Origin of the sequence: Streptomyces erythrochromogenes (genome assembly GCF_040684695.1) — a bacterium.
Lineage (GTDB): Bacteria > Actinomycetota > Actinomycetes > Streptomycetales > Streptomycetaceae > Streptomyces > Streptomyces erythrochromogenes_C.
The window spans coordinates 180,015-204,294 of record NZ_JBFBGM010000008.1; the positions used below are offsets into that span (position 1 = coordinate 180,015).

The window sequence follows — 24,280 nt, forward strand, 5'->3', positions numbered from 1 at the left end:
TTGACTGATCGTGCGTACGGATCAGCACAACGTCACCGCCAGCCGCGCCGTCGCGCCCGCCCCCACCAGGGCCCGCGCCGTGTCCCTCGGCACGGACAGGACCACCAGCGCCCCGCCCTCGCCAACAGCCCCGTCGGGACGGGGCACTTCGGCGACCCTGGCCCCCGCCGCCACCACCCTCGGCTGCTGTGCCCGATCCGCCGCCACCACGTCGACCCGGTCGCCGGGCCGCAGCAGCCGCACCGTCGCGGCGTCCGCGATGCGCACGGGCGCCGAGACCATCCGCACCGCCGCCGACGGCGGTTTCACCACGGGCGGTGGTGCCCCCCGGGAGGCCTGAGCCTCGGTCCCTCCCACGGCCAGAGCCGCCGCGACGACGGCCAGGGCGGCCGAGGCGGCCCGCCGCCGGCGCCGCACCGCCCGGCGCAGCCGCCCCGGTCCCCGCCCCACGCGCAGTGGCGCGAACGCCGGGACGGGACGCGACGGGGGACACGCGGACGAAGCCGGGAGCGAGGACGAAGAGGCTGCGGAAACAAGGGACATGACGAGCACCACCAGACGGATCGATTCCTGGGCCCGGACCCACCGCCCGGACACACCCCACGATCCGGCCTCCCCGCGCATCCCGCTCGCGCCTGTGGACGGTCCCCAGCCTGTGGAAAACCCCGTCGCCCGTCCGAGTGAGGGGTCACCCCCGGCGTCAGCGCTTCGCCGGCACCTGGCAGGACTCCGAGAAGCCCTGGCTGGTCAGGCCGAAGGCGCTGTTGACGCGCGAGCGCCAGTTCTCCAGGGCGACCACCGCGGTCAGTTCGACGAACGCCGCCTCCCCGAGCCGCGCGATCAGCGCCGCGGCCAGCTCGTCGGTGACCGCCGGCTCGGTCTCGGTCATGGCCTCGGCGTACGCCATGACCAGCCGCTCCAGCTCGGTGAACAGCTCGGGGGCCTCCCGCCACTGCGGCACCCGCTCGATCTTCTCCGCCGCCATCCCCTGCTCGTGGCCCTCCCAGTAGCCGAAGTCCATGCACCACGAGCAGTTGATGCGGGCCGCCGACGCCATCACGGCGAGGTGCTTCAGCCCGGCGTCCAGCGCGTTCCACTTCGCCGCCCGCTGCTCCAGGCGGACGTACGAGAGCAGCACCCGCGGGTTGTGCCCGTAGGCCTGGCCGGGGTCGAGCACCTTGCCGTAGGTGCGGCGCGAGTACCAGGCGCCGATGCGCGTCAGCAGGGTGCGGGGCGGGGTGAGCGAGATACGCGGCATGGCTGTCATCTCCCGGAGCGGTCTGTCCCGACTGGGCCTTCACAGAGGAAGACAGGACAGCCGCCCCGGATGTGACAACCGGGCGGCGCGAGCCCGGACCGCCCGCCGGAAGGGCTCGGGCTAAGGGAGTTCGATGCCCAGGTCCCAGCCGTCCAGCGCGTGTGTGCACAGGCAGTCGCGGGTCGCCGTGTCGGGCAGCGCCGCCACCGCGTCGAAGAGGACCTCGCGCAGGCGGCCGACGTTCTGGCCGAACACCTTCAGCACCTCCGTGTGGGAGACGCCCTCACCGGTCTCGGCGCCCGCGTCCAGGTCCGTGACCAGCGCCATCGAGGTGTAGCAGAGCCCCAGCTCACGGGCGAGGATCGCCTCCGGGTGACCCGTCATGCCGATCACCGACCAGCCCGCGGAGGCGTACCAGCGGGATTCGGCGCGCGTGGAGAAGCGCGGCCCCTCGACCACGACCATGGTGCCGCCGTCCACCGGCTCCCAGTCCCGCCCGCGGGCCGCGGCCACCGCCACGGACCGGCCCACCGGGCAATACGGATCGGCGAAGGTGGTGTGCACGACGTTCGGAACGGACCCGTCCGGCAGGGGCACCCCGTCGAAGAAGGTCTGCACGCGGCTCTGCGTACGGTCGACCAGCTGGTCGGGAACGAGCAGCGTGCCCGGCCCGTACTCGGGCCGCAGGCCCCCGACCGCGCACGGGCCGAGCACCTGGCGGACGCCGACCGAGCGCAGGGCCCAGAGGTTCGCCCGGTAGTTGATCCTGTGTGGCGGGACCGTGTGGCTGCGCCCGTGCCGGGGGAGGAAGGCCACCTGCCGGCCGGCCAGCTCGCCCATGTACAGGGAGTCGCTGGGAGGCCCGTACGGGGTCTCCACCTGGATCTCGGAGACGTCCTCCAGGAAGGAGTAGAAGCCCGAGCCGCCGATGACACCGATCTCTGCGTTCACCATGCCGCTCACCCTAACCGGGCATGCCTGAGGCCCCGCTGCCCGGTGGGGGGCGTGCGGGGCCTCGGCGAAGAGCGATCAGGCGGCCGACGTGGAGCTGCTGCTCGTGCTCGACGACGTCGAGGAGGACGAAGCGGCGGGAGCGGCCGCGGCGGTCGACGTCGAGGACGACGACGAGCTCGACGCGGGCTTCGATGCAGGGGTGCTGCTCGACGAGGCGCCACGGCTGTCGTTCCGGTAGAAACCGGAGCCCTTGAAGACGATGCCGACCGCGGAGAACACCTTCTTCAGGCGTCCGTCGCAGTTCGGGCACACGGTCAGCGCGTCATCGGTGAACTTCTGCACGGCCTCAAGGCCCTCACCGCACTCGGTGCACTGGTACTGGTAGGTCGGCACGAATTTCCTCCTGGCACTCTGACTCAATGAGTGCTAACGACGCTCCATGGTGACGTATTCCGGCGGATCAGTCCACCGTCACCGGCACGCGGTGACCCATCCCACGCTCGTTCACCCGGTTACGGGACGCCGGCGCGGGCGCCTCCGAGGGGGTGGCCGAAGCCGTGGCCCCGGCGCGGGGCGCGGTCCCGGCGTGCGGCGCGGCCTCGGCGCGACCGGCCGCCCCGGTCCCGGCCGCGGACGCGTTCACGATCCGGCTCGGGGCCTGCGGGGCCAGCTTCGCGCGCAGCGCCAGCAGGGCGGTCAGCGCCAGCGCGGTGGCCGCCATCGGCACCATGAAGCCGTACGAGGAGCCGTGCGCGTCGGTCAGGCGGCCGGCCAGGATGACCGCGACGGCCTGCCCGAAGGCGATCGAGCCGGTCAGCCAGGTGAAGGCCTCGGTCCGGGCGTTCGCGGGGACCAGCTGCTCGACCATCGTGTAGCCGGTGATCAGGGCCGGGGCGATGAACAGGCCGACGACCAGGCCGAGCGCGCCCAGCAGGACCATCGAGTGTGCGGCCCACAGGACGGACGCGGCGGCGGTGAGGCCGACGTAGCCGAGGATCAGCCGGCGGCGCGGGCCGATCTTCCACGCGACGGCGCCCATGGCGATGCCCGCGATCATGTTGCCGGCCGCGAAGACGCCGTAGAGCAGGCCGTTGGCGCCGGGGTTGCCCATCTCGTTGGAGAAGGCGGCGAGCGAGACCTGCATGCCGCCGAAGACGGCGCCGATCCCGAGGAAGGCGAAGATCAGGACGCGCAGGCCGGGGTGCGACAGCGCGAAGGCGCGCTTCTCGCCGGTGGCCGACGGGGCGTGCGTCGTGGGCTGGGAGGCGCGGCGGGCCGCGAAGAGCAGGCCGCCGAGCAGCGTCAGCGTGGCCTCGGTGACCAGGCCGGCGGCCGGGTGGACGCCGGTGCACAGCGCGGTCGCCAGGACCGGGCCGACGACGAAGGTGAACTCGTCGGTGACGGACTCGAAGGCGGCGGCCGTCGGCAGCAGCGGCGAGCCCTCCAGCCTGGCGGCCCAGCGGGCCCGGACCATCGGGCCGACCTGCGGCACGGAGGCGCCGGTGGGCACGGCGGCCAGCGCCAGCGCCCAGACAGGGGCGCCGGCCAGCGCGAGGGCGGCCAGGCCGCTCACGGCGGCGGAGTGCGCGAGGACCACGGGAACCAGCACGGCGCTCTGGCCGAACCGGTCGGTGAAGATGCCCATCAGCGGGGCGGAGAGGGCCATCGAGATGCCGGTGACGGCGGCGACGATGCCGGCGCTGCCGTAGGAACCGGTGGTGTGCTGGACCAGCAGCAGGATGCTGATGGTCAGCATGCCGAAGGGGAGCCGGGCTGCGAAGCCGGGGAGTACGAAGCCGAGGGCGCCGGGTGTGCGCAGCAGCTGTCCGTATCCGGGGCGGGCGGACGTGTCGGTCGTGACCGCGGATGTCACGGCCTTGCCTTTCCGCTGCCTGGTAGAACTCCCCGTCTGCGGACGGTGCCGTGCTTTGTGAGCGGTCGCACCCGTACGTGTTGGGAGCCCCGAGAGCTGTCCTCTTGCGCAGAACCGAGTGATACCTGGGCGCCCACTGCGGGAGGGTGCCACGGCCGCTTTGCGGTCGCGCCAGCTCTGCGTCAGGCAGAGTTGGTTCGATCTGTTGTGCCTTCATCGTACAGGGAAGCGCGATATCACGCCCTGTGATTGCGGCGGCAATCCGTGTCTTCACCTGCGATTAACGGGAGCTTCGCAGATGAAGAAACCCATATATCCGGATAAGGCAGTCCAGATCTCACCGAATCCGGCCGAATTAGAGTGCTGCTCTAATGCGCGGCGGATCCGTTCCCGGTCCCCAGCCAGCCCGCGAGCTTGCCGCCCCGGGCCACCGCCCGCAGCCGTGCCTCCGCCGCGTCCCGGACCGGGTCCGTGGCCACCACCAGCAGCTCGTCCCCGCGCCGCAGCACCGTCGACGGCGCCGGTACGAAGCTCTTGGCGTCCCGGACGACCAGCGTGACCGAGGCCCCGGGCGGCAGCCGCAGCTCGCTCACCTCGACGCCGTGCATCCGCGAGGCCGGCGGGATGGCGAAGGACAGCAGGTGTCCGCGCAGCTTCTCCAGCGGTGCCGACTCGATGCCGAGGTCGGACGCGGTCTCCATGCCCCGCCCGAGGTCCAGCTTGCGCGCGAGCCACGGCAGGGTCGGCCCCTGCACCAGGGTGTAGACGACGACCAGCACGAAGACGATGTTGAAGACGCGGTCGCTGCCCTCGATCCCGGACACCATCGGGATGGTCGCCAGGATGATGGGCACGGCGCCGCGCAGGCCCGCCCACGACATCAGGACCTGCTCCTGCCAGGGGATCCGGAAGGGCAGCAGGCTGACGAAGACCTCCAGGGGCCGCGCCACCATCGTCAGCACCAGGCCGATGACGACCGCGGGCCAGAAGTCGCGGACCAGCTCGTGCGGCGTGACCAGCAGGCCCAGCAGCACGAACATGCCGATCTGGGCGATCCAGCCGAGCCCGTCGGCGAAACCGCGCGTGGCCGGCCAGTGCGGGAGCCTGGCGTTGCCCAGGATCATCGCCGCCAGGTACACCGCGAGGAAGCCGGAGCCGTGCGCCATGGCGCCGGCCGCGTACGCCACGATCGCGATGGCCATCACGGCGATCGGGTAGAGGCCGGAGGCGGGCAGGGCCACGTGCCGCAGGCCGTAGGCGCCGAGGAAGCCGACGGCCAGGCCGATCGCGGCGCCGATCGTGAGCTCCAGGGCGATCTTGCCGATCAGGACGTACCAGTCGTCCACCGGGCCGACCGTGGAGAACGCCACCACCAGGATCACGACGGGTGCGTCGTTGAAGCCGGACTCGGCCTCCAGGACACCCGTGATCCGGGACGGCAGCGGGACCTTGCGCAGCACGGAGAAGACGGCCGCGGCATCGGTCGAGGAGACGACCGCGCCGATCAGCAGCGCCTGCCGCCATTCGAGTCCGACGAGGTAGTGCGCCCCCGCCGCCGTCACGCCCACACTGACCGCCACGCCCACCAGGGACAGCATGATCGCGGCCGGCAGGGCCGGCTTGATCTCTTTCCACTTGGTGCCCAGGCCGCCCTCGGCGAGGATCACGACGAGGGCGGCGTAGCCGATGACCTGGGTCAGCTCGGCATTGTCGAAAACGACGTTCCCGATGCCGTCCTGGCCTATGGCGACGCCTATGCCGAGGTAGATGAGCAGGCTGGGCAGGCCGCTGCGTGACGAGACCCGCACCGCGGCCACGGCGACGAGCAGTACGAGCGAGCAGACCAGCAGAAGCTCATTGAGCGTGTGGACAGTCAGCGGGCGGCCCTCCTCAATGCGCCCGGCGGATCGATCCTCCCGGCGACAAGTTCGGCAAGTAGTTCGTTACCTTACCTAATCTTTGACGCGCCCTTTACGCGATAACCACATTGTGAAACGGCCGTTCGTCCCTGTCCTCGGGACCGCGGGACCCGTTGTAGATCCATTTCGGACCGCCTCCCGGACCGGCGCGGGATACAGGCCCTCCACACGGCCTCCACCCCTGGCGGATCAACGGAGTCGGTCCTGCGCCTATGGTTGCTCCCAGCACTCCCAGGACCACCCTGCCCCTCTAAGGACAGCGATGCCCGCCAACGAAACCGCTCCTCCCGCCAAGAAGAAGGGACGACGCGCCCGTCTGATCGTGCTCGTACTGGTCCTGGGTCTCGTCGCGGGCCTCGGCTACGGGGCGTACTGGAGCGTGGACGGCGTGCGCGCCTCCTTCCCCCAGACGACCGGCTCCCTCGACGTGCCCGGCCTGAAGGGGACGGTCGACGTCAAGCGCGATGCCAACGGCATTCCCCAGCTCTACGCGGACAGCGACGACGACCTCTTCCGCGCGCAGGGCTTCGTGCACGCGCAGGACCGCTTCTGGGAGATGGACGTCCGCCGCCACATGACCTCCGGGCGGCTCTCGGAGATGTTCGGCGCCGGGCAGGTCGAGACCGACGCCTTCCTGCGCACGCTGGGCTGGCGCCAGGTCGCGCAGGAGGAGTACGACACCAAGCTCTCCGCCGAGACGAAGAAGAATCTGCAGGCCTACGCCGACGGGGTCAACGCCTACCTGAAGGGCAAGTCCGGCAAGACCCTCTCGGTCGAGCACGCCGCCCTGAAGCTCAGCGACGACTACCGGCCCGAGCAGTGGTCGCCGGTGGACTCCGTGGCCTGGCTCAAGGCGATGGCCTGGGACCTGCGCGGCAACATGCAGGACGAGATCGACCGCGCGCTGATGGCGAGCAAGCTCTCGCAGGCGCAGATCGCCGAGCTCTACCCGCCGTACCCGTTCGACCGGAACAAGCCGATCGTCGAGGGCGGCAAGGTCGACGGCGGCAAGTACACCCCCCAGGGCCAGACCGGGAACTCCGGATCGGGCAACGGATCGGGCTCCGGCAACGGGTCCGGCTCCGGCTCCGGCTCCGGCGGCAACGTCGCCAACCCGGTCTCCACCGCCCCGGCCGCCGGTGACGCCACCGGCCTCGCCGGCAACGCCACCGCCCAGGGCGCGACCGTGGGCCTGCGCACCCAGCTCGGCGCCCTCGCCGACACCCTGGACAAGGTCCCGGCCATCCTCGGCCCCAACGGCAGCGGCATCGGCTCGAACTCCTGGGTCATCTCGGGCAAGTACACGACCACCGGCAAGCCGCTGCTCGCCAACGACCCGCACCTGTCGCCGCAACTTCCCTCGGTCTGGTACCAGATGGGCCTGCACTGCCGCGCCGTCTCGGCCCAGTGCAAGTACGACGTCGCCGGCTTCACCTTCTCCGGCATGCCGGGCGTGGTCATCGGCCACAACACCGACATCGCCTGGGGCATGACCAACCTCGGTGCCGACGTCACCGACCTCTACCTGGAGCAGATCAAGCCCGAGGGCTACGTCTACGACAACCGGGTGCTCCCCTTCACCTCCCGCGAAGAGGTGATCAAGGTCGCGGGCGGCACCAGCAAGAAGATCACCGTCCGCACCACCAACAACGGCCCGCTCGTCTCCGACCGCAGCACGGAACTCGGTACGGTCGGCACCCGCGCCCCCGTCGACAGCTCCGCCCCGGACCGCGGCGACGGCTACGCCATCGCCCTGCGCTGGACCGCGCTGGACCCGGGCAAGAGCATGGACGCGGTCTTCAAGCTGAACCAGGCCAAGAACTTCGACGACTTCCGCAAGGCCGCCGCCGACTTCGAGGTGCCCTCCCAGAACCTGATCTACGCCGACAACAAGGGCGCCAACGGCAACATCGGCTACCAGGCCCCGGGCCGCATCCCGGTCCGCGGCCAGGGCGACGGCCGGATGCCCGCCCCGGGCTGGGACTCCAAGTTCGCCTGGAAGGGCAGCCGGGACGGCAACGCCGGCTACATCCCGCAGAACGAGCTGCCCTGGGACCAGAACCCCTCGCGCGGCTACATCGTCACCGCCAACCAGGCCGTCGCGGAGAACGGGACGGGCGCGGGCAAGTACCCGCACCTGCTCACCACCGACTGGGGCTACGGCGCCCGCAGCCAGCGGATCAACGACCTCATCGAGGCGAAGATCAAGGACGGCGGGAAGATCTCGACCGACGACATGCGCACCATGCAGATGGACAACAGCAGCGAGATCGCCGCGCTGCTGACCCCGATGCTGGCGAAGATCGAGGTGTCCGACCCGGGCGTGCGCGCGGCGCAGAAGCTGCTGGACGGCTGGAACTACACCCAGGAGTCCGACTCGGCGGCCGCCGCCTACTTCAACGCGGTCTGGCGCAACGTCCTCAAGCTGGCCTTCGGCGACAAGATGCCCAAGGAGCTGCGGATCGAGGACAGCTGCATGAACGTCCTGGGCAACGGCACCGGCCCGGCCGACGACCTCGCCAAGACCGTCCGCGAATGCGGCACCCGCGACGCCGACTCCGCGCAGCCCGACGGCGGCGACCGCTGGTTCGAGGTGGTCCGCCGCCTGGTCAAGGACGAGAAGTCGCCGTGGTGGAGCGCACCCGCCAAGGGCCTGAACAAGCCGGCCGCCACCACCCGCGACGAGCTGTTCGCGCGGGCCATGGCGGACGCCCGCTGGGAGCTGACCGCCAAGCTCGGCAAGGACCAGTCCACCTGGAGCTGGGGCCGCCTGCACCAGCTCCAGCTGAAGAACCAGACGATCGGCACCGAGGGCCCCGGCTTCATGCAGTGGCTCCTCAACCGCGGCCCGTGGAACGTGGGCGGCGGCGAGGCGACCGTCAACGCCACCGGCTGGAACGCCTCCAGCGGCTACGGGGTCACCTGGGTGCCGTCGATGCGGATGGTCGTGAACCTCAACGACCTCGACAAGTCCCGCTGGATCAACCTCACCGGCGCCTCGGGCCACGCGTACAACTCCCACTACACGGACCAGACGCAGATGTGGGCCAAGGGCGAGCTGCTGGAGTGGCCCTTCGGCAAGGACGCCGTCGAGAAGGCCACGGTCGACACCCTGACCCTCAAGCCGGCCGGGTCGTGAGCCGGGTCACGAGCTGAAGCGGCGCACCCCCGACGGGGTGGCCACCGCCTGGACGGGGTGGTCGTGCGGTTCCTCCGGGACCCGCGCGACCACCTCGTCGTCGTAGAGGAGCACGACCAGCGCCGGATGCGCCCCGGCCCGCTCCAGCCGCTGCAGCACCCGGTCGTAACTGCCGCCGCCGCGGCCGAGCCGCATGCCGCGACCGTCCACCGCCAGCCCGGGCAGCAGCACCGCGTCGGCCCGCGTCACCGCGTCCGGCCCGAGGGCCGGGCCGGACGGCTCCAGCAGCCGCATCTTCCCCGGGTGGGCCGCCTCGGCGAGGCTGCCGGGCCCCTCGTACGCCGCCCAGTCGAGGTCGTTGTCGGGCAGCAGGAGGGGGAGCAGCACCCGCTTGCCGGCCGCGCGCAGGGCGTCGAGCAGTTCGCGGGTGCCGGGCTCGCCGCCGACCGAGACGTACGCCGCCACCGTGCGCGCACCGGCCAGTTCGGGCAGTTCGAGCGCGGTGACGGCGAGCGCCGCGGCCGCCGTGCGGCGGGCGTCGGGGGACAAGGCGCGACGGGCCGCGAGGAGTTCCCGGCGCAGTTCGGACTTGGCGGACGCGGAGGGCGGGTTCTCTGCCACGAGAATCAAATTTCCTTCGAATCAGGGCATATATGGACCTACCTACCGTGATCTCGTCGGGTGTTCGGCAGGACCCACTATCGTTCTGGCCATGACTATGTTGCACCCCGTGATCAAGAAGGCCGTCATTCCGGCCGCTGGCCTCGGCACCCGCTTCCTTCCGGCGACCAAGGCGACCCCGAAGGAAATGCTCCCGGTTGTGGACAAGCCGGCCATCCAGTACGTGGTCGAGGAGGCCGTGGCCGCCGGACTCGACGACGTCCTCATGATCACTGGGCGTAACAAGCGTGCCCTGGAGGACCACTTCGACCGCAACTACGAGCTGGAGTCGGCCCTCATCGCCAAGGGCGACGACGACCGCCTGAAGAAGGTCCAGGAATCCAGCGACCTCGCGACCATGCACTACGTCCGCCAGGGCGACCCGCGGGGCCTCGGCCACGCGGTGCTGTGCGCCGAGCCGCACGTCGGCCGCGAGCCCTTCGCCGTCCTCCTCGGCGACGACCTCATCGACCCGCGCGACCCGCTCCTGCGTCAGATGGCCGACATCCACGCCCGCACCGGCGGCACCGTCATCGCCCTCATGGAGGTCGACCCGGCCAGCGTCCACCTCTACGGCTGCGCCGCCGTCGAGGCCACCGACGAGGAGGACGTGGTCCGCATCACCGGCCTCGTCGAGAAGCCGGAGCCCCAGGACGCCCCCAGCAACTACGCGGTCATCGGACGCTACGTCCTCAACCCCGCGATCTTCGACATACTGCGGGAGACCGAGCCGGGCCGCGGTGGGGAGATCCAGCTCACCGACGCCCTGCAGAAGCTGGCCGCCGACGAGAGCGTGGGCGGCCCGGTGCACGGCGTGGTCTTCCGGGGCCGTCGCTACGACACCGGGGACCGCGGCGACTACCTGCGGGCCATCGTCCGCCTCGCGTGCGAGCGCGAGGACCTCGGCCCCGAGTTCCGCACCTGGCTTCACCGTTACGTCACGGAGGAGATGTAGGACCTTGAGCAGTTCCGCACCGCAGGACGCCGGCCACCGTCTGTGGTCCGTGGACGAGCACCTCGCGGACGTCCTCGGGGCCGTCCGGCCGCTGGAGCCGATCGAGCTCCAGCTGCTGGACGCCCAGGGCTGTGTCCTCGTCGAGGACGTCACCGTGCCCGTCGCCCTCCCGCCCTTCGACAACAGCTCCATGGACGGCTACGCCGTCCGCACGGCCGACGTCCAGGGTGCGAGCGAGGAGTTCCCCGCGGTGCTGACGGTCGTCGGGGACGTCGCGGCGGGCAGCGGTGAGCTGCCCACCGTGGGCCCCGGCGAGGCCGCCCGGATCATGACCGGGGCCCCGCTGCCGCCCGGTGCGGAAGCCGTCGTACCGGTCGAGTGGACCGACGGCGGCACCGGAGGCGGCGCCGCCGCCGGGATGACCCCGGCCAGCGCCGCCCCCGAACGGGCGGGCGGCGAGGTACGGGTGCACCGCGCGGCCGAGGCGCGGGCCCACGTCCGCGCCCGCGGCAGCGACGTCCAGGCGGGCGACCTCGCCCTCGCGGCCGGGACCGTCCTCGGCCCGCCCCAGGTCGCCCTGCTGGCCGCCATCGGGCGCGGCACCGTCCGGGTGCGCCCGCGCCCGCGCGTGGTGGTCCTGTCCACCGGCAGCGAGCTGGTCCAGCCGGGCGAGCCGCTCACCTCCGGCACGATCTACGACTCCAACAGCTTCGCGCTCGCCGCGGCCGCGCGGGACGCCGGAGCGATCGCCTACCGGGTCGGCGCCGTCGCGGACGACGCCGACACCCTGCGCTCCACCATCGAGGACCAGCTGATCCGGGCCGACCTGCTGGTCACCACGGGCGGGGTCAGCGTCGGCGCCTACGACGTGGTCAAGGAGGCGCTCTCCTCGGTCGGCTCGGCCCCCTCGTCCGGCTCCGAGGGTTCCGGCGAGGACGACGTGGACGTGGACGCGACCCGGATGGACTTCCGCAAGCTCGCCATGCAGCCCGGCAAGCCGCAGGGCTTCGGCACGATCGGCCCCGACCACACCCCGCTGCTGGCGCTGCCCGGCAACCCGGTCTCCTCGTACGTCTCCTTCGAGCTGTTCGTGCGCCCCGCGATCCGCGCCCTCATGGGGCTGCCGGAGTCCGAGGTCCGGCGGCCGAGCGTGCGGGCCGTGCTCGAGGCCGACAAGGCACTGGGCTCCCCGGTCGGCCGCCGCCAGTTCCTGCGCGGGAAGTACGACGCCGAGAGCGGAACGGTCAGCCCGGTCGGCGGATCGGGCTCCCACCTGATCGCCGCACTGGCGCACGCCGACTCGCTGATGGTCGTACCGGAAGAGGTCACCTCGGTGGAGCCCGGCACCGAGCTGGAAGTCATCCTGCTCGGCTGATCCGGGGCGTCCGCTCCCGCGCCCCGGGACCCGTTCCCCCGGCGCGCCCCTCCGGGGGCCCGTGCGGGTAGCGTGTGGTGCACCACACAGGCCCCCGGGGGCCCAGAGCGGAGCGGCGCAGCAATGAGTACCGAGAGCAGGCTCACCCACATCGACGAGGCCGGTGCGGCCCGGATGGTCGACGTCTCCGCGAAGGACGTCACCACCCGGACGGCGCGCGCCAGTGGACGCGTACTCGTCGCCCCCCGGGTGATCGAGCTGCTGCGCGGCGAGGGCGTGCCCAAGGGCGACGCCCTCGCCACCGCGCGCATCGCCGGGATCATGGGGGCGAAGAAGACCCCGGACCTGATCCCGCTGTGCCACCCGCTGGCCGTCTCGGGCGTGAAGGTGGACCTGTCGGTCGCCGACGACGCCGTGGAGATCCTCGCCACCGTGAAGACGACCGACCGCACGGGCGTCGAGATGGAGGCGCTGACCGCCGTCGCGGTCGCCGGCCTCACCGTGATCGACATGGTCAAGGCGGTCGACAAGGGCGCCGTCATCACGGACGTCCGGGTGGAGGAGAAGACCGGCGGCAAGTCCGGCGACTGGGCCCGCTCGTGAGCGCCCCGGACGGGTTCCTCGGCCGGGCGCTCGTCGTCACAGCCTCCAACCGGGCCTCGCAGGGCGTGTACGCCGACAAGGGCGGCCCGCTGCTCGCCGAGGCGCTGGAGGGGCTCGGCTTCGCGGTGGACGGCCCGCGGGTCGTCCCGGACGGCGATCCCGTCGAGCAGGCGCTGCGCGAGGGCGTGGCCGCCGCCTACGACGTCATCCTGACCACCGGCGGCACCGGGATCTCGCCGACCGACCGCACCCCGGACGCCACCGCCCGGGTCCTGGACTACGAGGTCCCGGGCATCCCGCAGGCGATCCGCGCCGAGGGCCTGGCGAAGGTGCCGACCGCGGCCCTGTCCCGGGGCCTGGCGGGCGTCGCCGGGCGCACCCTGATCGTCAACCTGCCCGGTTCCACGGGCGGGGTGCGCGACGGCCTCGCCGTCCTGTCCCGGATCCTGCCGCACGCGGTGGACCAGATCCGCGGCGGCGACCACCCCAGAGCGGCGGAACCCTCCGGGAGCGCGAGCTGAACGGCCCCACCTGGCCCGTGGTCCTGACCGACGGCGACGTCACGCTCCGGCCGATAAAACTGCGCGACCAGAAGGACTGGCGCGAGGTCAACCGGCGCAACCGCGACTGGCTCCGGCCGTGGGAGGCCACGATTCCGCCGCCCGCGCCGTGGGGGCCGGTGGTCCAGCGGCCCACGTACCGCCAGATGGTCCGTCACCTGCGGGCCGAGGCGAACGCGGGCCGGATGCTGCCCTTCGTCATCGAGTACCAGGGTCGGCTGGTCGGCCAACTGACGGTCGCGGGGATCACCTGGGGTTCGATGTGCGCGGGTCACGTCGGCTACTGGGTGGACCGCGACGTGGCCGGCCGCGGCGTGATGCCGACGGCCGTCGCGATGGCGGTCGACCACTGCTTCCGGAAGGTCGGCCTGCACCGGATCGAGGTGTGCATCCGGCCCGAGAACGGGCCGAGCCGGCGGGTCGTGGAGAAGCTGGGCCTGCGCGAGGAGGGACTGCGTCCGCGCTACCTCCACATCGACGGGGCCTGGCGCGACCACCTCGTGTACGCGATCACGGCGGAGGAGGTGCCGGAGGGGCTGCTGCGCCGCTGGCACCGCGCGCGCCACTCGCAGGCCCCGCCGAAATAGGGACGGCTGGGGACGGCCCGCGGATGTCGGGCCGCACTCGATAAACGAATATCTGTTCGAATTAATGGCCCGAGGTAACCGATTCGCCCATAACCTGATCCGAAGAATCACAAAAAAAGTCCGTGATATCAGCGAGATCGCGCGACACACCGGCCCAATTGGCCGATCCCCTCGCCCGCGCCCCTCTACGGTGTGAGGTGTGAGCAGCAGCGGCCTCATCTACGCAGTCATTGTCGGGGCCTGGGCCGCCTACTTGGTGCCCATGTGGCTCCGGAGGCAGGACGAGCTGAACGAAGCCCGTCCGACGGAACGCTTCTCCACCGCCATTCGGCTGCTTTCCGGCCGGGCGGGAATGGAGCGCCGTTACGCCAAGGGGCTGCGTGAGCGCGGTGACGAGGAGGCGGAGCCCCAAGCGGACCCGGACGCCGCGACGGAGACGGTCAATTCCGTCGACGCCGACGCCCGGGCCCTTGGCGTGTCCCCGACCAGGGCGGAGCCGCGAGCGGCGGCCGCCGAGCGGGAGCAGCGCGCGGAGCGGGCCCGGCGCGAGCAGCGCCTCCAGGTCCTCGCGCGCCGCCGGCGCACCACGGCACTCCTCTTCCTCGTCTTCACCGCCGGCGCCGTCGTCGCGGCGGTGGGCGGCCTGCGCTACCTGTGGGCCCCCGCCGTGCCCGCCCTCCTGCTGAGCGCGTACATCGCCCACCTGCGGGTCCAGGAGCGGCGGCGCTACGCGTTCACCATGGACCGGCGGCGTGCCGAGGCGGCCGCACGGCAGCTGCGCGAGGACCGCCCGCGCCGCCGCCACCCCGAGGAGGGCGTGGCCGCGGAGGGCGAACCGGACCCTGCGCCACCGGTCTCCCCGCAGGAAGCCGGACGGCGCGCGCTGGTCGAGCAGACCGACCACGCGGAGTGGGTGGACCAGCAGCGCGAGCGCGAACGCGGCCCCGCCCGCGGTGACAGCTGGGAGCCGGTCCCGGTCCCCCTGCCGACGTACGTGACGGCCCCGGTCGCCCCCCGCGCCACCGGCCCCGTGACCCCGGACGCCTGGAGCGCGACCCGCTCCAGCACGGCCGAGCCGACGGAGCCCCGCCTGCGCGCCCAGCCCGCGGTCCCCGCCCCGGCCCCCGCCGAGGACGACGCGCAGGACCGCACCGCCCAGCGCCCCCGCGGCCAGGGCCGCGGCCGCACCCCGCTGTTCGACCAGTACGAGAGCGACGACCGCCCGCGCGCCGCGAACGAGTGATCGGTGACCTGCGCGGACCCCCGCGGAAACGCGTTTTGGAGCACCGGCGCAGGGGTGCTAATGTTTCACACGTCGCAAGGGCCTGTGGCGCAGTCTGGTAGCGCACCTCGTTCGCATCGAGGGGGTCTGGGGTTCAAATCCCCACAGGTCCACAGACGACAGTTCGCGAGTAGCTCTCGTGAACGTCACGGAATCCCGTCCGGTCGAAAGACCGGGCGGGATTTCGGCGTTCCATGGTGTTCGACGGCTGTGCGGGAGGGCGGCCGAGGAGTCTTGCTGGTTTTCCGCTCGCCGCCGGAGGCTGTCCCACTACGCTGAGCGGCATGGTGGACGGTATGCGCATCGGCTTAGTGTCCTTTGGCGTAGCGGAGTTCGCCGCTCTGCACGAGACGTGTGTCGAGGCGGGTCATGACCCCGTCGTCTACGCCCATTCCCGATCCATGCGTCCCCGGACTGCCATGGACGCGGGTGGGGCCGACGGGGTGAGCCGGATCACGGCCGCGCTGCCGGCCGGGACGGATCTGCTACTGCCGGGATCCTCTGAGGGGCTGGGCGCCTCGCTGCATGGGTACGGCCTCGATCTGCTCATCTGCTACGGCTTCTCGTGGCGCCTGCCGCGGTCCGTGCTCGGTATCCCGCGGTACGGCGTGGTCAACGTTCACTGCTCCATGCTCCCCAAGTACCGAGGTCCCGCGCCGGTGTTGTGGGCGATCCGGAACGGCGACCCGTACCTGGGCGTGACGATTCACCGCATGGACGAACAGTTCGACACCGGTCCTGTTCTCGCCCAACAGGACGGCATTCCGATTCCGGACGAAGTCACCCCGGAGAACCTGTGGACCGGTTTGTCGCCGGTGTTGCGCGGCCTGGTGGCCGTCGCTCTGGACCGTGCGCCAGACCCATCGGCCGGCGAACCTCAGGCCACTCACGGCGTCAGCCACGCCGGGCTGATGGAGCCGGAGTTCGCTATCGTGGATGCCGCGAGGACGGCGCGTGAGGTGCACAATCAGGTGCGGACCTTCCAGTTCATGGGCAAGCACCTCGGCCCCGTTGCCACTGTCGCCGGTCGCCCGTTGAAGATCTTGAGGACCAGCCTGACGCCGATCGACGGCCCCCGCATCGACTGCGCCGACAGCCCCGTCTGGATCACCGCTTCGGAACCGGTGCAGCCGAACGGCTAAGTCCCGTCGCCCAGTCGCCGGGCCGTTGCCTGGGCCATTGCGACTGCCTCCGGGTCGCGCATCGGTCCGAGCAGGCGTAGCAGTTCCTGCCGGGCCGCACGTGCCGGTTCGTGGTCGCCGAGCTGGTCGAGGGCGTCAGCCAGGTGTTTCAAGGCCCACGCAAGCTTCCAGACGGCGTCGAGCCCCCGGTAGAGGGCGATGGCCCGGAGGTGGAACTTTGCTGCCTCCTCGAAGCGGTCCAGCGCCTGGCATGCCTCACCTGCGCCGTCCAGAGCGACGGCCTCCCGGGCGGCGTCGCCGAGACGCCGTTGCACGCCAGCGGACTCCTGGCACAGGCGTAGGGCCTTCTCCGGATTTCCCCGCGCCAGTTCCACCTTCGCGGATTCCACCAGCCAGTGCCCCCGCCAGACCTGGTTGTCCTCCTCGTTCGCGATGGCCAGGGCGCTGTTGATCGCGCCGTCGGCCGCTTCGAGGTCTCCGGACTCGCGTCGGGCCCAGCTCAGCAGGAACAGCGCGTTGCCCTCACCGAAACGGTCTCCGAGTTCACGGAAGTCCGTCAGTGCTCGTTCGATGATCCCCCCGGCCTCCTCCGGGCGGCCGAGCTCACACAGAGTCTCGGCCAGATTGCTTCGCATCAGCGCCGACCAGCGGCGATCACCGAGTTCGCGGGAGATCTCTGCGCTGTCCGCGAAGTGGGACCTGGCCTCGTCCAGCCTACGGCGGCGCAGCCCGAGCAGACCGAGGGCGTTGATGGACACCGCCATGCCGCGCTGGTCACCGATACGTCGGCGTATGGCGAGGGCAGCACGATGACATTCCTCCGCCTCGTCCAGCCGTAGCGCCTGGAAGGCGACCTTGCCCAGGTTCTCCAGGGCTTCTGCCTCTCCCGCCGGTTCTCCCGCGCGGGTGGCTGCCTCAACGGCCACACGGGCGGTCGTTCCCCAGTCGTCGAAGGCGTTGTGGTGCATGTAGATCGCGCGGAGCACCACGGCGAGGCGCCAGGCGATCCCGGGGAAGCCGGTTTCGGCTGCGACGCGGGTCGCGGTGACGAGGTTGGTGCTCTCTGCCCGGTACCACCGGAAGGCGGACTCGTATTGTTCGAAGCCGAGGGCGGTGGCGGGAGCCGGGACCTGGCCGTCGAGGGCGTAGCTGTCGTACGGCGAGATGGCGCGCTGCGCTGCGTCGGCGGTGTGGAGGTACCAGGCGAGACAGCGGCCGAGGATCTCGGCCCGGTCCACCTCGTTCTCCTCCCGGCGGATCAGCTCCGCCGCATAGGCCCGCAACAGGTCGTGGAATTCGTAGCGTCCAGCAGGGCGCCGCTCCAGCAGATGGGCGCGGACCAGGGTGTCCAACAGCGAGCGCACCACCAGCGGCTCCACGCCGGCCAGGCTCGCGACGGCCGGGAGGCCGAATTCGTTTCCGGGATGCAGGCCGAGCAGCCGGAACAACCGGGCTGCTGGCGCGGGCAGTGCTTTGTAGGACCACTCGAACACGCTTCGCATGGCGTCGGGTCCTTCCTCGGCATCGGCTGTCAGGACGTTCCACCGTGCCGACTCGTCGCGTAGGTCGTCGATCAACTCGCTGAGCGGCATCGAGGGCCACCCTGTCGCGCGTTCCGCGGCGATGCGCAGCGCCAGAGGGAGCCCCGCGCACAACCGGGCCAGCTCCGTCAGGTCGGCACGCTTGTCACGGGCTCTGTATTCGGCCGTGGTGGCGCGCAGCAGCATGACGGCGTCCGTCGTGGGCAAAGTCGTCACTTCCAGGCGTAACGCGCCCTGCTGAGCGACCAGGCCCGACAGGTCGTCTCGGCTGGTCACGATGACGAGGCACCCCGCTGATGCCGGCAACAACGGGCGGACTTGGGTGCTGTCTGCTGCGTTGTCGAGGACGATCAGCATGCGCCGGTCAGCCAGCAGGGACCGGAACATGGTCTCTCGCCGCTCCAGCTCGACCGGCACATGCGAGGCTGGGATACCGAGATCCTCGAGGAAACGGCCCAGTATCGCCTCTGGCAGCGCCGGAGACTCGGCGGCGTATCCGCGCAGATTGGCGTACAACTCGCCAGCCGGAAAGCGGGGCCTGACGGAGTGTGCCCAATGCAGGGCGAGCGAGGTCTTTCCGACGCCGGCGGTTCCCGTGATGACTGTCACAGGCACGACGTTCGGCTCCTCGCAGTCGTCAGTGACGAGGCGGCCGAGGCGGGCCAGCTCTCGTGATCGATTAACGAAGTGGCGTACGTCACCGCGGAGTTGGCGGGGGACGATGGTTGGGGCTGATTGCAGTTGCTGATGGAAGTGGATCCCGCCGCGCACCTCTCCGGCCTGAACGACGGTGTGCGCCGAGGCTGAGCCCTCGAACCGGTTGACGTGCCGGGCAGCGTCGTCCATCCCTAGCTCTGGGGGGGTGGGGATGGCAGGGTTGCCACGTGCTGGTCGAACCAGCCTGCCAGCGGCTCGCCGGCATCGTAGAGCCTTTTGATGAACTCCTGGCAGCGCAGAATGAGCTGAGTGTCGACGAACTTGCGCACGGACTCCAGAACGCCCCGGTCGTCATAGACCGCCTGGTACATCACCTGCGAGCCGAGCGTGTAGATCTCCGGGAGCGGACCGTCGCTTTCGTACTGTGCCACCTGGTCCGCCGCGATGACGTGGATCGTGCCTCCGCACTGGTCGCGCACGCGCAGGGCGTGGAGCTCCCACTGCATGTAGTCGCTGAGTGGCTCCTCGACCACCCGGATCCGCCGCGCCGTGAAGCCGTGCCGGTCGATCTTGCGGTGGTACTCCTCCATGTCCGCGCGACCGGCTTCCAGCAGGCGCAGCGACTCTTCCCACTCGCCGCGCGCAAACGCCTCCCAGCTGTCATAGCCGGGTTCCTTGAAGGTCTGCTGCCGTTCCAGCTTCCAGAAACCGAGGTCGGCACTGGTCCAGAAATGCTTCTCGAAGTCGGCGTAGTAGGCGTCGAGCGCCATGCGCTCCCCTGCGACGCCGTCGATCGGGCTAGGCATCCGGGATGTCCGCCTTGGCCGCAACGATCGTTGCCCTCGGAAGGATGACCAGCCGTTCGCCGGGATCGACACTCACCCCATCCGGCAGCCGTCCCTCGTAGGAAGTGGTCAGGTCCGCCCCGATGACGGCGATGTCTCCGTTGTCAAGCTCCCACACATCCGGGCAGCTCGCGTTGCCGGAGGTTTGTCCGAGCTCGTGCGACGACTTGCCCAGCCGCCGTACGAAGGATGCCGCAGGATCGGCTTCCCACTTCTTGGCCATAGCTCCTCCGTGTGTCAGCACTTGTCGCTACCGAGCTCTGATCGTGACGAGAGTATCACCCAGCGTGTTTGTGTGACCGTGGCATGCCATTCTTTTCGCTCCTCGCGGTGGGATTGGCCTCCTCGGTTTCGGCTGGGTGCCGGATGGTCTACCCAGGCATCACGGACCTCTCTACGGTGACTTCGGCGAGCCCGCACATCACGCTACGAGGGGGTTCTGAAAGTGGAGTTGGCATCGCTGGCTGCCTCCGGGGCGGCGACGTTGGTCGGACTCATGGTGTCGGAGACCTGGGCGCAGGCGCGGGACAGGGTCGCCCTGTTCTTCGCGAGGGGCGGTGACGGAACATCCGCCCAGGAGGAGCTGAGCCTCTCCCGGCAGGAGCTGATCGCGTCTCGTGAGTCCGGCGACGAACTGGCGGCGGCAGACATCGAGGCCGGGTGGCGCACCCGGTTGAGGCGCGCCCTGCAGGACGATCCCGAGGCGGCAGAAGAACTGCGTCTGATGCTGTCGGAGCTGACGGCCGGACCGGATATCGGGTCGACGGTCGCCGTGCACAACAGCATCAGCGGGGGTGTGCAACACGGACCTGTGTTCCAGGGACAGGACTTCTCCGGACTGACGTTCAATATTCCGGGGACGGCGGTGCCCGGGCAGGGGGCGGGGGCGGAGTGATGGGTGAAGGGCAGGGGGGCCGCGGGGCGAGATCCGTTGCTTCCTCCGGGCGGAGAGCCGTGCAGGGGCGCCCGCACCGGGATGCCGCCGGCCCCGCACGGACCGTGCGAAGCCGCGGCTCGGTTCTTACGCAGTCGAAGTCGATGCCCAGCGGCTCCGCGCTGTGCTCCGCAGGCTCCCGGGTGACCCTCGCGGGCACACCTTCCCCGTACAGGCTGACGCCGCTCCTGGGCCAGTTTGAGCGGGCCCGAGCTGCGTGGCAACCGTGATCCCGTCACCGACGGGCCGGCTGTGCAGCCACGGCCGAGTACCTCCACTTTCGCCGACCTGGGTTTTGTCGACCCGGAACGCGTAGTCGTTTGGGGGTGGCAACGAAGGTGCCGCCCGCTTCAGTGAAGCGGTCCAGGAACGTGTACGAGGCGGCCCCGTCGACGGTGGTGCCTTCAGCGCAGAGCCGTGGAGGGGAGCCGGGCCGGAAGCCGGACCATGGTTCCAGCCGACTTCCGGAACGGCAGCCGTCCGCACAGGTTCCATGGCCGTCAGATCCGGCTCACAAAGGGGCGGTTGGGCGAAGATGCCCTCATGACGATCGGTGGGGAACGCGGCGGCGGGACGGGCCAGGCCTGGGAAGCCCTCGGGGGCGCACCCGAGTGGGTGGAGCGGGTTCGGTTCGAGGGGGCCGGGAACCTCGGGGAAGGGCCGCTCCCGGTGCGGGAGTTGGCGCGCGCCACGGTCGCGGTCTGCGGGCTGGCGGCGGCGGAGCTCGCCGCCGTGCGCGCCGGAGGCGGGACGGGGGAGCCGGTGCCCCTCGTGGTGCACGAGGGGGCGGTGGCCACGGCCTTCGTCAGCGAACGCCATCTGAGGGTCGAGGGCCGCCCGACGGTGGCGTTCGCCCCGCTGTCCGGCTTCTGGCGGGCCGCGGACGGCTGGGTCCGCACGCACGCCAACTACCCGCACCACGAGGCCGCGCTCGTACGGGCGCTGGGGCTGCCCTCGGCGACGCCGGAGGCGCTGCGCGCCGCGGTCGCCGCTCGCACGGCCGCCGAGGTCGAGCAACTCGCCTACGGGGCGGGCGGTCTCGCCGTCGCCGTGGCACGGCGGTACGGGGATCCGCAGCCGCTCGTGGAGACCGTACGCACCACGGGGGTCCGGGGCAGGGAGCTCGGGGCGGCCCCGCCGGGCCGGCCCGTGGCGGGGGTGCGGGTGCTGGACCTGACGCGGGTCATCGCCGGGCCCGTCGCCACGCGCACGCTCGGCCTGCTGGGCGCCGACGTGCTGCGGATCGACCCGCCGGGCCTGCCGGAGGCGGACGACGCGTACGCGGACACCGGCTTCGGGAAGCGGTCGGCGCTGCTGGACCTGGCGGTCGCCGCGGACCGCGAGGTCTTCGAGGGGCTGCTGGCCGGGGCCGACGCGGTGGTGACCGGGTACCGGCCGGGGGCGCTGGAACGCCACGGGTTCGGGGCGCGGGAGTTGCTGGAGCGGTGGCCGGGGCTGGTGGTGGCCGAGCTGTGCGCGTGGGGGTGGCGGGCGCCGGAGCCGTGGGCCGGGCGGCGGGGCTTCGACTCGCTCGTACAGGCGGGCTACGGGATCGCCGCCGCGTGCGCGGGGCCGGACGGGGCGCCCGGCGTACTGCCGGCGCAGGCGCTGGACCACGGGACGGGCTATCTGGTGGCGGCCGGTGTGATGCGGGCCCTGGCCGAGGGCGGCGGGCGGGGGCTGCGGTTCTCCCTGGCCGGGACGGGGTCCTGGCTGGTCCGCGGGTTGTCCGACGGCCTGGCGGGCGCACGGGCCGGGGACGGCGGCGGGGACGCGCCGTACGCGGCGGAGCCGTGGCTGCGGGAGACGGGGTCGGGGTACGGGGTGCTGCGGCACGCCGCCAGCCCCTTCGGGGAGTGGGCCGGGGGTCCCTCCCGGTGGGGGACGGACCCGGCCGCCTGGCTCCCGCGTTAGGGGGCGTCCGCCACAGGTGCCTGGAGGGGCTTGGCCATGCAGCGGCTGGAGTCGTAGAAGCGGTAGAAGCCGAACTTCGGCGAGGGGGCGTAGCCCTCGGAGAGGTAGAGGGCGATCGCCTCCGGCTGCCGGTCGCCCGTTTCCAGGACCATCCGCAGGCGGCCCGCCGCGCGGGCGTCCGCCTCCAGGGTCGCGAGGATGCGGCGGGCCAGGCCCAGGCCGCGGGCCTCCGGTACGACGTACATCCGCTTGAGCTCGGCGTCGCCGTCCGAGTAGCCCTCGTCGTTCTTGTCCTGCGTGCGCCAGCCGCCGGTCGCCACGGGGGCGCCGGTCGTGTCGTACGCCACTATGTACAGGCCGCGCGGCGGGGCGAACATCGCCGGGTCCAGGAAGGTGGCGTCACCCTCGCCCTGGTAGCGCTCCTGGTATTCGATCTGTACCTGGTCGTTGAGTTTGACCGCGTCCGGGTGGTCGTACGGCACGGTGCGGAAGTCGATCCCATGAGACATCCGAACATCGTACGGAACCGTCCCGCTATGGTGCTGGGATGCTCACTGTGACCTCCGTGAATGTGAATGGGATTCGGGCCGCCGCCAAGAAGGGCTTCGGGGCCTGGCTCGAGGGATCCGACGCCGACGTGGTCTGCCTGCAGGAGGTACGGGCCGAGGAGGGGCAGATCCCGGCCGAGGTGCGCTCGCCCGAGGGCTGGCACACCGTCTTCGCGCCGGCCGCCGCGAAGGGGCGGGCCGGGGTCGCGCTCTACACGCGGCGCGAGCCGGAGCGGGTGCAGGTCGGCTTCGGCAGTGAGGAATTCGACACCGCCGGCCGGTACCTGGAGATCGACCTGCCCGGTGTGACCGTGGCCAGCCTCTACCTGCCCTCCGGCGAGGCGGGCACGGAGAAGCAGGACGAGAAGTACCGGTTCATGGGGGAGTTCCTGACCTACCTGGCCGAGCTGAAGGTGCGGGCCGCCACCGACGGCCGCGAGGTCGTGGTCTGCGGCGACTGGAACATCTGCCACCAGGAGGCCGACCTCAAGAACTGGAAGACCAACCGCAAGAACGCCGGCTTCCTCCCCGAGGAGCGCGCGTGGCTGGGGAAGGTCTACGCGGAGGCGGGCTTCGTCGACGTGGTGCGCGAGCTGCACCCCGACACCGAGGGCCCGTACTCCTGGTGGTCCTACCGCGGCCGTGCCTTCGACAACGACGCCGGCTGGCGGATCGACCTCCAGGTGGCGACCCCGGGGCTGGCCGCGAAGGCCGTGAAGGCCTTCGTCGAGCGGGCCGAGACGCACCCCGAGCGCTGGTCCGACCACGCGCCCGTGACCGTCGTCTACGAGCTCGGCGCCTGACCGGAGGGCGGGGCGGTGGACGCCAGGAGGCGGTCCATCGCCATCGTCAGCTCGGCCTCGACCACGCTCTTGGCGAGCGGACGCAGCCGGGTGAGGGCCTCCGGTGACATGTGGTCCGAGATGAGTTCGGTGAACAGCAGGGCCATCGCGTCCGCGTGCTCGCGGACGCGGCGCCCGGTCTCCAGGACCGCGGCCAGCGGCACCCCCTCGCGGACCAGCGCCGAGGAGACGTCCAGCAGGCGGCGGCTGACGTGGACGATCGCGTCGCCGTCGACGGCGAGGTAGCCGAGGTCGAGGGAGGCCGCCAGGTTCTCCGGGGTGACCTCGCCCTCGAAGTAGTCGGCCAGTTCCTCCGGGGTGAGCCGGACCGGGGTCTCCTCCGACCAGCCGATGCCGAGCAGCTCGCCCAGTTGGCCGACGTCGCGGCCGTTCTCGAAGGCGGCGGTCAGCTCGGCGATGCCGCCGAGGGTGTGGCCGCGTTCCAGCAGTCCGGCGATGGTGCGCAGGCGGGCCAGGTGGTGGTCGTCGTACCAGGCGATGCGGCCCTCGCGGCGGGGCGGCGGGAGCAGTTTGCGCTCCCGGTAGAAGCGCAGGGTGCGCACCGGTATGCCGGCCGCCTCGGCCAGCTCCTCGGTGCGGTACTCGCGCACCGGCTTCGCTTGCGTCTCTTCCTTCGCCACAGGAGCAGCCTAGGGGGTGTCTTGTCGGTCGGGCCGGATCAGGGAGCGGGG

Annotated in this window: 23 protein-coding genes and 1 tRNA gene; 12 read left to right on the forward strand and 12 right to left on the reverse strand. The window is 71.4% G+C overall.

Annotation, left to right across the window (positions count from 1 at the left end; translation table 11 throughout):
- Positions 1–21: 21 nt before the first annotated feature.
- From AB0O53_RS15400 to AB0O53_RS15425, 6 genes are all read right to left on the reverse strand, one after another.
- Positions 22–312, reverse strand: a complete 291-nt coding sequence (locus tag AB0O53_RS15400) for a hypothetical protein (protein ID WP_365195946.1) — start codon at positions 310–312, stop codon at positions 22–24.
- A 388-nt stretch (positions 313–700) separates the two neighbouring features.
- Complete coding sequence (locus tag AB0O53_RS15405) at positions 701–1,258, reverse strand: carboxymuconolactone decarboxylase family protein (RefSeq protein WP_350994353.1); 558 nt, start codon at positions 1,256–1,258, stop codon at positions 701–703.
- 120 nt (positions 1,259–1,378) lie between these two features.
- Positions 1,379–2,212: an S-methyl-5'-thioadenosine phosphorylase gene (locus tag AB0O53_RS15410; RefSeq protein WP_350994351.1), complete on the reverse strand. Its 834-nt coding sequence runs from the start codon at positions 2,210–2,212 to the stop codon at positions 1,379–1,381.
- A gap of 75 nt (positions 2,213–2,287) precedes the next feature.
- On the reverse strand, positions 2,288–2,605 hold the full coding sequence (locus AB0O53_RS15415; protein ID WP_136228977.1) for an FmdB family zinc ribbon protein: 318 nt from the start codon (positions 2,603–2,605) through the stop codon (positions 2,288–2,290).
- 67 nt (positions 2,606–2,672) lie between these two features.
- Positions 2,673–4,085, reverse strand: a complete 1,413-nt coding sequence (locus tag AB0O53_RS15420; RefSeq protein ID WP_350994347.1) for an MFS transporter — start codon at positions 4,083–4,085, stop codon at positions 2,673–2,675.
- Between the two features lie 368 nt (positions 4,086–4,453).
- Positions 4,454–5,980 (reverse strand): potassium/proton antiporter, encoded by a 1,527-nt coding sequence (locus tag AB0O53_RS15425; RefSeq protein ID WP_350994644.1) that lies wholly within the window; start codon positions 5,978–5,980, stop codon positions 4,454–4,456.
- A 286-nt stretch (positions 5,981–6,266) separates the two neighbouring features.
- On the opposite strand from AB0O53_RS15425, the gene AB0O53_RS15430 reads away from it, so the two are divergent.
- Entirely contained in the window at positions 6,267–9,143 is a 2,877-nt protein-coding gene (locus AB0O53_RS15430; RefSeq protein WP_365195951.1) for a penicillin acylase family protein, read from the forward strand.
- A 6-nt stretch (positions 9,144–9,149) separates the two neighbouring features.
- Here the strand turns inward: AB0O53_RS15430 and AB0O53_RS15435 are convergent, their stop codons facing one another.
- Positions 9,150–9,764: a 5-formyltetrahydrofolate cyclo-ligase gene (locus tag AB0O53_RS15435; RefSeq protein ID WP_350994343.1), complete on the reverse strand. Its 615-nt coding sequence runs from the start codon at positions 9,762–9,764 to the stop codon at positions 9,150–9,152.
- 91 nt (positions 9,765–9,855) lie between these two features.
- Between AB0O53_RS15435 and galU the strand changes: the two genes are divergently transcribed.
- The 8 genes from galU to AB0O53_RS15475 all read left to right on the forward strand — a co-directional run bounded on the left by galU (position 9,856) and on the right by AB0O53_RS15475 (position 16,307).
- On the forward strand, positions 9,856–10,758 hold the full coding sequence (galU, locus tag AB0O53_RS15440; RefSeq protein WP_030852510.1) for a UTP--glucose-1-phosphate uridylyltransferase GalU: 903 nt from the start codon (positions 9,856–9,858) through the stop codon (positions 10,756–10,758).
- A gap of 4 nt (positions 10,759–10,762) precedes the next feature.
- On the forward strand, positions 10,763–12,133 hold the full coding sequence (gene glp / locus AB0O53_RS15445) for a molybdotransferase-like divisome protein Glp (RefSeq protein ID WP_365195955.1): 1,371 nt from the start codon (positions 10,763–10,765) through the stop codon (positions 12,131–12,133).
- A gap of 123 nt (positions 12,134–12,256) precedes the next feature.
- Positions 12,257–12,736: a cyclic pyranopterin monophosphate synthase MoaC gene (moaC, locus tag AB0O53_RS15450; protein WP_350994338.1), complete on the forward strand. Its 480-nt coding sequence runs from the start codon at positions 12,257–12,259 to the stop codon at positions 12,734–12,736.
- Positions 12,733–13,257 (forward strand): MogA/MoaB family molybdenum cofactor biosynthesis protein, encoded by a 525-nt coding sequence (locus tag AB0O53_RS15455; protein WP_350994336.1) that lies wholly within the window; start codon positions 12,733–12,735, stop codon positions 13,255–13,257. Before moaC ends, AB0O53_RS15455 begins: the two co-directional genes overlap by 4 nt.
- Positions 13,258–13,274: 17 nt before the next feature.
- Complete coding sequence (locus tag AB0O53_RS15460) at positions 13,275–13,883, forward strand: GNAT family N-acetyltransferase (RefSeq protein ID WP_350994334.1); 609 nt, start codon at positions 13,275–13,277, stop codon at positions 13,881–13,883.
- Positions 13,884–14,082: 199 nt separating this feature from the next.
- Complete coding sequence (sepX, locus tag AB0O53_RS15465; RefSeq protein ID WP_350994332.1) at positions 14,083–15,126, forward strand: divisome protein SepX/GlpR; 1,044 nt, start codon at positions 14,083–14,085, stop codon at positions 15,124–15,126.
- A 78-nt stretch (positions 15,127–15,204) separates the two neighbouring features.
- Positions 15,205–15,278, forward strand: a tRNA-Ala gene (locus AB0O53_RS15470).
- Between the two features lie 171 nt (positions 15,279–15,449).
- The gene (locus AB0O53_RS15475; RefSeq protein ID WP_365195960.1) at positions 15,450–16,307 is read left to right on the forward strand and encodes a methionyl-tRNA formyltransferase; all 858 of its coding nucleotides are present in this window, start codon (positions 15,450–15,452) and stop codon (positions 16,305–16,307) included.
- On the opposite strand, the gene AB0O53_RS15480 is transcribed toward AB0O53_RS15475, so the two are convergent.
- From AB0O53_RS15480 to AB0O53_RS15490, 3 genes are read right to left on the reverse strand one after another with little or no spacing between them, the layout of a single operon-like run.
- Positions 16,304–18,694 carry an ATP-binding protein gene (locus AB0O53_RS15480; RefSeq protein ID WP_365195963.1) on the reverse strand — a complete coding sequence of 797 codons (2,391 nt, stop codon included), beginning with the start codon at positions 18,692–18,694 and terminating at the stop codon, positions 16,304–16,306. The genes AB0O53_RS15475 and AB0O53_RS15480 overlap by 4 nt on opposite strands.
- A 2-nt stretch (positions 18,695–18,696) precedes the next feature.
- Positions 18,697–19,275, reverse strand: a complete 579-nt coding sequence (locus tag AB0O53_RS15485) for a DUF6879 family protein (protein ID WP_365195965.1) — start codon at positions 19,273–19,275, stop codon at positions 18,697–18,699.
- Positions 19,276–19,303: 28 nt separating this feature from the next.
- Positions 19,304–19,573 carry a hypothetical protein gene (locus tag AB0O53_RS15490; RefSeq protein ID WP_365195967.1) on the reverse strand — a complete coding sequence of 90 codons (270 nt, stop codon included), beginning with the start codon at positions 19,571–19,573 and terminating at the stop codon, positions 19,304–19,306.
- A 222-nt stretch (positions 19,574–19,795) separates the two neighbouring features.
- On the opposite strand from AB0O53_RS15490, the gene AB0O53_RS15495 reads away from it, so the two are divergent.
- Both AB0O53_RS15495 and AB0O53_RS15500 read left to right on the forward strand, forming a co-directional pair.
- Positions 19,796–20,245 (forward strand): hypothetical protein, encoded by a 450-nt coding sequence (locus tag AB0O53_RS15495; protein WP_365195969.1) that lies wholly within the window; start codon positions 19,796–19,798, stop codon positions 20,243–20,245.
- Positions 20,246–20,827: 582 nt separating this feature from the next.
- Positions 20,828–22,198, forward strand: a complete 1,371-nt coding sequence (locus AB0O53_RS15500) for a CoA transferase (protein ID WP_365195972.1) — start codon at positions 20,828–20,830, stop codon at positions 22,196–22,198.
- Here the strand turns inward: AB0O53_RS15500 and AB0O53_RS15505 are convergent.
- Positions 22,195–22,707, reverse strand: a complete 513-nt coding sequence (locus tag AB0O53_RS15505) for a GNAT family N-acetyltransferase (protein ID WP_365195974.1) — start codon at positions 22,705–22,707, stop codon at positions 22,195–22,197. The genes AB0O53_RS15500 and AB0O53_RS15505 overlap by 4 nt on opposite strands.
- 38 nt (positions 22,708–22,745) lie before the next feature.
- Here AB0O53_RS15505 and AB0O53_RS15510 point away from each other — a divergent pair, with 38 nt between their 5' ends.
- Entirely contained in the window at positions 22,746–23,549 is an 804-nt protein-coding gene (locus AB0O53_RS15510) for an exodeoxyribonuclease III (RefSeq protein WP_365195976.1), read from the forward strand.
- Here the strand turns inward: AB0O53_RS15510 and AB0O53_RS15515 are convergent.
- Positions 23,531–24,229 carry a MerR family transcriptional regulator gene (locus tag AB0O53_RS15515; protein WP_350994324.1) on the reverse strand — a complete coding sequence of 233 codons (699 nt, stop codon included), beginning with the start codon at positions 24,227–24,229 and terminating at the stop codon, positions 23,531–23,533. The two genes, AB0O53_RS15510 and AB0O53_RS15515, sit on opposite strands and share 19 nt — an antisense overlap.
- Positions 24,230–24,280 lie beyond the last annotated feature (51 nt).